This window comes from Actinoplanes sp. NPDC024001, from assembly GCF_040638955.1.
Lineage (GTDB): Bacteria > Actinomycetota > Actinomycetes > Mycobacteriales > Micromonosporaceae > Actinoplanes.
In genome coordinates this window covers 1-6196 of sequence record NZ_JBEZZB010000301.1, presented here as the reverse complement: position 1 = coordinate 6196, position 6196 = coordinate 1, and the positions used below count along the sequence as shown (strand labels likewise).

Here is a 6196-nt window from a genome sequence, read left to right as displayed (position 1 = left end):
GCGCCCGGTTGCCCGGCATGATGCCGGCGCGGGCGGCGACCGCCAGCGCGGCGCCGGTGTCCAGCACCGGGCCGGTCAGCCGGCCCAGCAGATCCTCCAGGTGCCCGGCGCCGACGTCGGCGCGGACCGCGGCGTGCAGCAGCCGCTCGCTCGCGGCCCGGACCTGCTCGCGCTGGGCCGGGCTGGTCAGCTCGTAGCGCCCGGGGCCGGTGACCACCGCGGTCAGGGCGGCCAGCGTGTTCTCGGCGCTCAGCAGCGGATCGAGCATCGGCGCCATGCCGTCGTCGAGGGCGCCCTGATAGCGCACCCGCGACCAGCGGCCGCTCTCGTGCCAGATCACGAAACCGAGCCGGCCGGCCTCGGCGAGCGGGCCCAGGTCGTCCCACGGCAACCAGTCGGGCGCACCGGTCAGCAGGTCCAGCGGGGGGTCGGCCTGCGCGGTGGCGCTGTGCTCGCCGTGGTGGCCGTAGAGCACCGCCCGCCGCCCGTCGAGCAGGGCGAACCGGGCCCAGTTGCCGTCCGGGTCGGCGTGGTGGGCGCCATGATCGTCGATCGACCACAGGCCGGCGTGGCCGATGCCGGTGAGCGTGGCGCTCAGCGTCGCCCACCGGGTCCAGAGCAGTCCGGGCGCGGGCAGGTCCACGTCGGTCAGCATCCGTCCACTGTGCCAAACCCGAACGGGTGCCTGTCACCCCCGGGTGCCAGTGCGGTGCACCGGGGTGCGGTGCGGGTGCAACCGGTCAGCGTTCCGGGGGTCGGGACGAACGGACAGGCGGCACCTGATCCCGACCTGGAAACGGAATATGCTGACCCACCTCTTCGGCTTTCTCGGCGCTGCCCTCTCGATGTCCATCGCCTGGCCGCAGGTCTACCGCTCCTGCGTACGCCGCCGCACCGGTGGGCTGTCGGCCACCGCGTGCATGCTGAGCGTGGCGATGCCGGTCGGCTGGGTGACGTACGGTCTGCTGATCGGGGACGCTCTCCAGGTCGTGACCAACACGGTGAGCTCGCTCACCGGCCTGGCCATCCTGGCCGCCCTGCTGATCACCCAGCCCCGTCTGCGCTCCGGCCGCTCGCTGCTGGTGAGCGCGGGCGCCGCGGGCGGCGTGCTGCTCGCCGTCGCCGGTTCCGCCGCGCTGGCCGCCCTGCCGCAGGTCACCGGTGGCCGGGCCGCGGCCCTGCTGGGCACCATCCTGGCGGCGGTCTCCCTCGTCTCGGCGGTGCCCCAGCCGCTGGCTCTGCTGCGCGACCGCACCCAGGACCTCTCCGGCATCTCGCCGATGCGCTGGTGGCTCGCCAGCGGCGCGTGCGCCTCCTGGCTCTGCTACGGCGTGGGCACCGGGCAGCCGGCCGTCTGGGCGTCCGCTCTCGTGGGTCTGACCAGCGCTTCGATCGTCTGCGGCGTGCTGGTCTCCCGGCAGCTCGCCACCCGTGCTCTGGTGCCCGCCAACGCCTGATCGGGGGACTCCCCGCCGGTAGCGTGCATCGCCCTCCTACGATGCGGGCTGTCCGAAAGAGAGGGGGGTACATATGCACATTCCACGATCGCGCTTGCTGGTCGCCGGCACCGTCGGCATCGTCCTGGCCGCGAGCGCGTCCGTCCCGGCTGCCGCGGTGGCGCCGGTGACCGTCGAACCCGCCGCAGTGCAGGCCGCCGCGAAGAAGTCGGCCACCACCAGCAAGGCGGAGAAGCGCCGGGTCGACCGGCTCAAGACGCCGAAGCTGGGTTGGTACAAGTGTTACGACACCGCTCAGTGCGCCACCGTCCTGGTTCCCTTGGACTACGACAACCCCAAGGGCCCCAAGACCGAGATCGCACTTCTGCGGGTGAAGGCCAAGAACCAGAAGAAGAAGATCGGCAGCCTGTTCGTGAACCCGGGCGGTCCGGGCGGCTCGGCGACCATGTTCGCCCTGTCCGCGCCGTACTTCCTGAGTGACTCCGTGCTCGAGCGCTTCGACATCGTCGGGGTGGACCCGCGGGGGGTCGGCGCCAGCGCCAATATCAAGTGCTTCAAGTCGGTGCGCGAGCAGACCAAGGTCTTCAGCGGGATGAACGTCGCGTTCCCGTACACGAAGGCGGAGAAGTCGAAGTACATCAAGTCCGCCAAGGCGTTCGGCAAGGGCTGCTCGAGCACCGGCAAGCCGCTCTCCGGCGCCATGTCGACCGCCGAGGTGGCGCGCGACATGGAGCTGATGCGCCGGGCGGTCGGTGACAAGAAGCTGACCTACCTGGGCTTCAGCTACGGCACCGCGCTGGGGCAGTACTACGCGAACATGTTCCCGGACCGGTTCCGGGCGATCGCGGCCGACGGCAACATCGACCCGCGGCAGTGGGTCGGCAACGGCGCCAACGGCAACAAGATCCTGGATGCCCGGATGCGGTCCTCCGACGGTGCGTACAAGGCGCTGCAGGAGATCTTCCGGCGCTGCGACAAGGCCGGTCCGACCTACTGCCCGTTCTCGGACGGCAACCCGGCCAACAACTTCGCGGCGATCACCAAGAAGCTGAAGGCCAAGCCGCTCGTGATCCGTGAGGGCGGCGAGACCTTCAAGATCACGTACGCGGACTTCATCGGTGCGACGCTGAACATGCTCTACTCGACCTATGCCGGCGACGACGTCATGCGGCTCGCCGCGGACATCGCCGCGATGCAGAACGGTGGCTCGGCGGCGGTCGCCGCGAAGGCCAACGTGGTCGAGCGGATCAAGACCGCGAAGGCCGGCGGGTACGACTTCCCGTACGAGAACGGCTTCGAGGCGCAGAGCGCGGTCATCTGCACCGACGGCAAGCACCCGAAGAACGCGACCAGCTGGCCGGCCAAGACGGCGGCCCGCGACAAGGCGGCGCCGTACTACGGCCGGGCCTGGGGCTGGATCGACGTGCAGTGTGCGAGCAGCACGTGGAAGGTGCAGGACGAGGACGCCTACCGGGGTCCGTTCAACCGGCGTACGGCCAAGCCGGTGCTGCTGATCGGTAACTACTGGGACCCGGCGACCAACTACCGGGCCTCGGTGTCGTCGAGCAAGCTGCTGCCCAACTCGCGGCTGCTGGCCAGCAACAACTGGGGCCACACCGCGTACGGGACGAGCCTCTGCGCGACCGCCGCGATCGACCGCTACCTGCTGTCCGGCAGGCTGCCGGCGAAGGGCACGGTCTGCCGTGACTCGCGCCAGCCGTTCACCGAGAAGCTGCCGACCGACGACCAGATGAAGATCAAGTCGGTCACCGGCAAGCAGTTGCCGCCGGTGGTGGCGCCGCGGCCGTCGTCCGTGCTGACCGGCGGGCTGGTCGGCTGAGGACGGTGTTCGTCAGATGAGTCAACCGCCGGGCCGGCGTTCGTCGGCGGTCCGGCGGTTGCTCGTCAGGTGGTTCGATATCCGTCGTGGGTGGGCTTCCAGTCGGCGCTGTCCCGGCTGTCGCGGGTCAGACCCGACACGGAAGCGATCAGAAGCAGGACGAAGAAGACAAGCGCTGCGATTTCCATGCCTCTAGCGTCGCCCCGCGAGGCCGTTCTCAACAGTGGCAGGAATGCCATACATCTTCAAGAAACTGCCAACCTCGGTTAGGCTGGCCGCATGTTGCGCAGTGTCGCCGTGATCGCGATGCCCGAGGTGGCGGTCTTCGAGCTCGGGGTCCTCTGTGAGCTCTTCGGTTACGACCGCACCCCGGAAGGCCTGCCCGGTTACGAGTTCGCCGTGTGCAGTGTGGACGGCCGTCCCGTGCCGACGCACTCCGGTTTCGCCATCACCCCCAGCCACGACCTGACCCCGGCCGAGACGGCCGACCTGGTCGCCGTCGTGCCCAACGACATCCGTGAGGCGCCGCCCGAGGTGCTCGACGTGCTGCGCCGGGCCCAGGCCCGCGGCGCCTGGGTGATGAGCGTCTGCACCGGCGCGTTCGCCCTCGGCGAGGCCGGCCTGCTCGACGACCGGCGCTGCACCACCCACTGGCGGCACACCGACGAGCTGTCCCGCCGCTACCCCGAGGCCAAGGTCGACCCCGGCGTGCTCTACGTGGTCGACGACAACATCGTGACCAGTGCCGGCACCGCCGCGGCGATCGACTGCGGCCTGCACCTGATCCGTGAGGAGCAGGGCGCCGAGGTGGCCGCGACGATCGCCCGGCGGATGGTGGTGCCACCGCACCGCGACGGCGGTCAGGCCCAGTTCATCGACAAGCCGATTCCCTCCTCGGTCTCCTGCGAGACGCTGCAGCCGCTGATCAGCCAGCTGCTGCGCACCCTCGACGAGGAACACACCGTGGAGAGCATGTCGGAGGTCGTGCACATGGCGCCGCGCACCTTCGCCCGCCGGTTCCGCGCCGAGACCGGCGCCACCCCGCACGACTGGCTGACCGGCCAGCGGGTGCTGCTGGCCCGCCGCCTGCTGGAGGAGACCGATCTCGGCGTGGACGCCATCGCGGACCGGGCCGGGTTCGGCAGCGCGCAGACCCTGCGGCACCACTTCACCCAGCGGCTCAGCACCAGTCCACAGGCCTACCGGAGCACCTTCAAAGCGAAGGCCTAACCGCGCCAGGCGTCGAAGGTGGTCGTGCCGAGCCGGGCGTCCGGGCCGGGCACCAGCGCGTCCACCGGCATGTCGGCGCCGAAGTACGGCTTACCGTCGCTGGTGACCCGCTGCCCCGGCGCGACGAGCCGGCGGCCGGCCTCGTCCAGGAGCAGCACCTCCGGGCCGGCGACCTCGACCGTGCCGTCCACCGGCTTCGACCCGGCGATCTCCACGAGGATCTCCACCAGGTCGGACAGGGCGATCGGCCGCATCTGAAGCGGGGCCAGCCGCACCACGTCACCGTCGGTGTTGGCCGGGATCAGCACGTCCGGGATGAACTCGAAGAACTGGGTGGCCCGCACGATCGTGTAGGGCACGCCGCCGGCCCGGACCGCCTCCTCCTGGGCCAGCTTCCCCCGGTAGTACGGAAGCTCGCTGCCCCGCTCCAGCCCGACGATGGAGAGCACGACGTGGTGTCCCACGCCGGCCTTGCTCTCCGCCGCGGTCAGGTTCCGCGTGCTGGTCCGGAAGAAGTCGGTGACTGCCTGCTCCTCCCGGGTCGCCGGGTTCGTCACGTCGACCACCACATCGGCACCGGCCAGCGCCTCGTCGAGCCCCGCGCCGGTGAACGCGTCGATTCCGGTGGACCGGGCGGCCGGCACCACCTCGTGGCCACCGGCGCGCAGTGCCTCCACCAGCAGCCGGCCGGTCTGCCCGGTGGCACCCACCACTACAACCTTCATGACGTCGCCCCTCTGTCGTGCGGATCTGCCGTGACCATGGACGAGCCGGTTGATCGGGATGTGACAGTGGCGCCGGTCACCCGCTGCGCGGCAGCTCGTCCTGGGCGGCGGCGAGCCAGTCCAGCGCATATTCCAGGTCGGTCGCGGCGACCCGGCGCCGGGAGGACCGATCACCGCGGGCGGCGACCGCGCACGACTCGATCCGCCGGCGCAGCCCGGCGTAGAGGTAGGGATCGTCGATCGGGGCCGGGCCGGGACGGGCGCGGCGGGCCCGCAACCGGCGCAGCCGGCGGAGCCCGGCCGCGGCCAGCAGTGCGGCCCAGCAGGCGGCGACCACCAGCCCGGCCAGCACCAGCGGCCGGTCCGCGCCGGGCACCAGCCGCAGCAGCACCGCGACGGCGGCCGCCCAGGTCAGCACGACGACGAGCAGCGCCGGCAGGTCCACCGGGTGCCGGGCGGCCCGATGACGCCGGGCGGCGGTGAACACCTCGTGCCGGGCCTGCCCGAGCCGGGCGAAACCCACCCGGTCCGGCCGGTCCGCGGACCAGTCCCGGCACTGCGCGTCGAGGACCACCGCCTCCAGTTGCCGGTCGATGCGGAACAGCCGGGGTGCGATGCCGCCGGCGAACGGGTCGTCCCGCATCACGGCCAGCCCTTCGCGAGATCGTCGAGGTACCGCTCCAAGCAGTCGATCGCCTGGCAGAGCAGCAGGTCGGCGTGGGCCAGGCGGCGCACGGTGGGATCGGTGCGAGCGGCGAGGCGCAGCTCCGGCACGCTCCAGTGCCGCGTGCCGACCTGCCGCAGTGTCGCCGAGACCAGGCGGACCCGGGCGCGCAGCAGGGCGTCGGGCACGGCGACCAGTCCGATGTGGGCGGAGGCCTCGTGCGGCCGGACACCGAGCGGCGGTGTGCCGGCCCGGTCGAGCCGCCGCCGGCCGAGCGCGA

The 6196-nt window shown here is 71.6% G+C and carries 7 protein-coding genes and 1 pseudogene; 3 read left to right on the top strand and 5 right to left on the bottom strand.

Features of this window, described 5'->3' with window-relative positions:
* Nucleotides 1-655, bottom strand: a pseudogene (locus tag AB0F81_RS50045) (hypothetical protein); the annotation flags it as partial.
* Between the two features lie 148 nt (nucleotides 656-803).
* Here AB0F81_RS50045 and AB0F81_RS50040 point away from each other — a divergent pair.
* Nucleotides 804-1457, top strand: a complete 654-nt coding sequence (locus AB0F81_RS50040) for a SemiSWEET transporter (RefSeq protein ID WP_360211329.1) — start codon at nucleotides 804-806, stop codon at nucleotides 1455-1457.
* A gap of 73 nt (nucleotides 1458-1530) precedes the next feature.
* Nucleotides 1531-3297 carry an alpha/beta hydrolase gene (locus AB0F81_RS50035; protein WP_360211327.1) on the top strand — a complete coding sequence of 589 codons (1767 nt, stop codon included), beginning with the start codon at nucleotides 1531-1533 and terminating at the stop codon, nucleotides 3295-3297.
* A 65-nt stretch (nucleotides 3298-3362) separates the two neighbouring features.
* On the opposite strand, the gene AB0F81_RS50030 is transcribed toward AB0F81_RS50035, so the two are convergent.
* Nucleotides 3363-3485: a hypothetical protein gene (locus tag AB0F81_RS50030; protein WP_360211325.1), complete on the bottom strand. Its 123-nt coding sequence runs from the start codon at nucleotides 3483-3485 to the stop codon at nucleotides 3363-3365.
* A gap of 91 nt (nucleotides 3486-3576) precedes the next feature.
* Here AB0F81_RS50030 and AB0F81_RS50025 point away from each other — a divergent pair, with 91 nt between their 5' ends.
* Nucleotides 3577-4527: a helix-turn-helix domain-containing protein gene (locus AB0F81_RS50025; RefSeq protein WP_360211323.1), complete on the top strand. Its 951-nt coding sequence runs from the start codon at nucleotides 3577-3579 to the stop codon at nucleotides 4525-4527.
* Here AB0F81_RS50025 and AB0F81_RS50020 read toward each other — a convergent pair.
* The 3 genes from AB0F81_RS50020 to AB0F81_RS50010 form a co-directional block, all read right to left on the bottom strand.
* Nucleotides 4524-5252, bottom strand: a complete 729-nt coding sequence (locus AB0F81_RS50020) for an NAD(P)H-binding protein (RefSeq protein WP_360211321.1) — start codon at nucleotides 5250-5252, stop codon at nucleotides 4524-4526. The genes AB0F81_RS50025 and AB0F81_RS50020 overlap by 4 nt on opposite strands.
* Nucleotides 5253-5328: 76 nt before the next feature.
* Nucleotides 5329-5898, bottom strand: a complete 570-nt coding sequence (locus tag AB0F81_RS50015; protein ID WP_360211319.1) for a hypothetical protein — start codon at nucleotides 5896-5898, stop codon at nucleotides 5329-5331.
* A partial coding sequence (locus AB0F81_RS50010) for a hypothetical protein (RefSeq protein ID WP_360211317.1) occupies nucleotides 5895-6196 on the bottom strand: 302 nt, incomplete at its 5' end. The genes AB0F81_RS50010 and AB0F81_RS50015, both read right to left, overlap by 4 nt.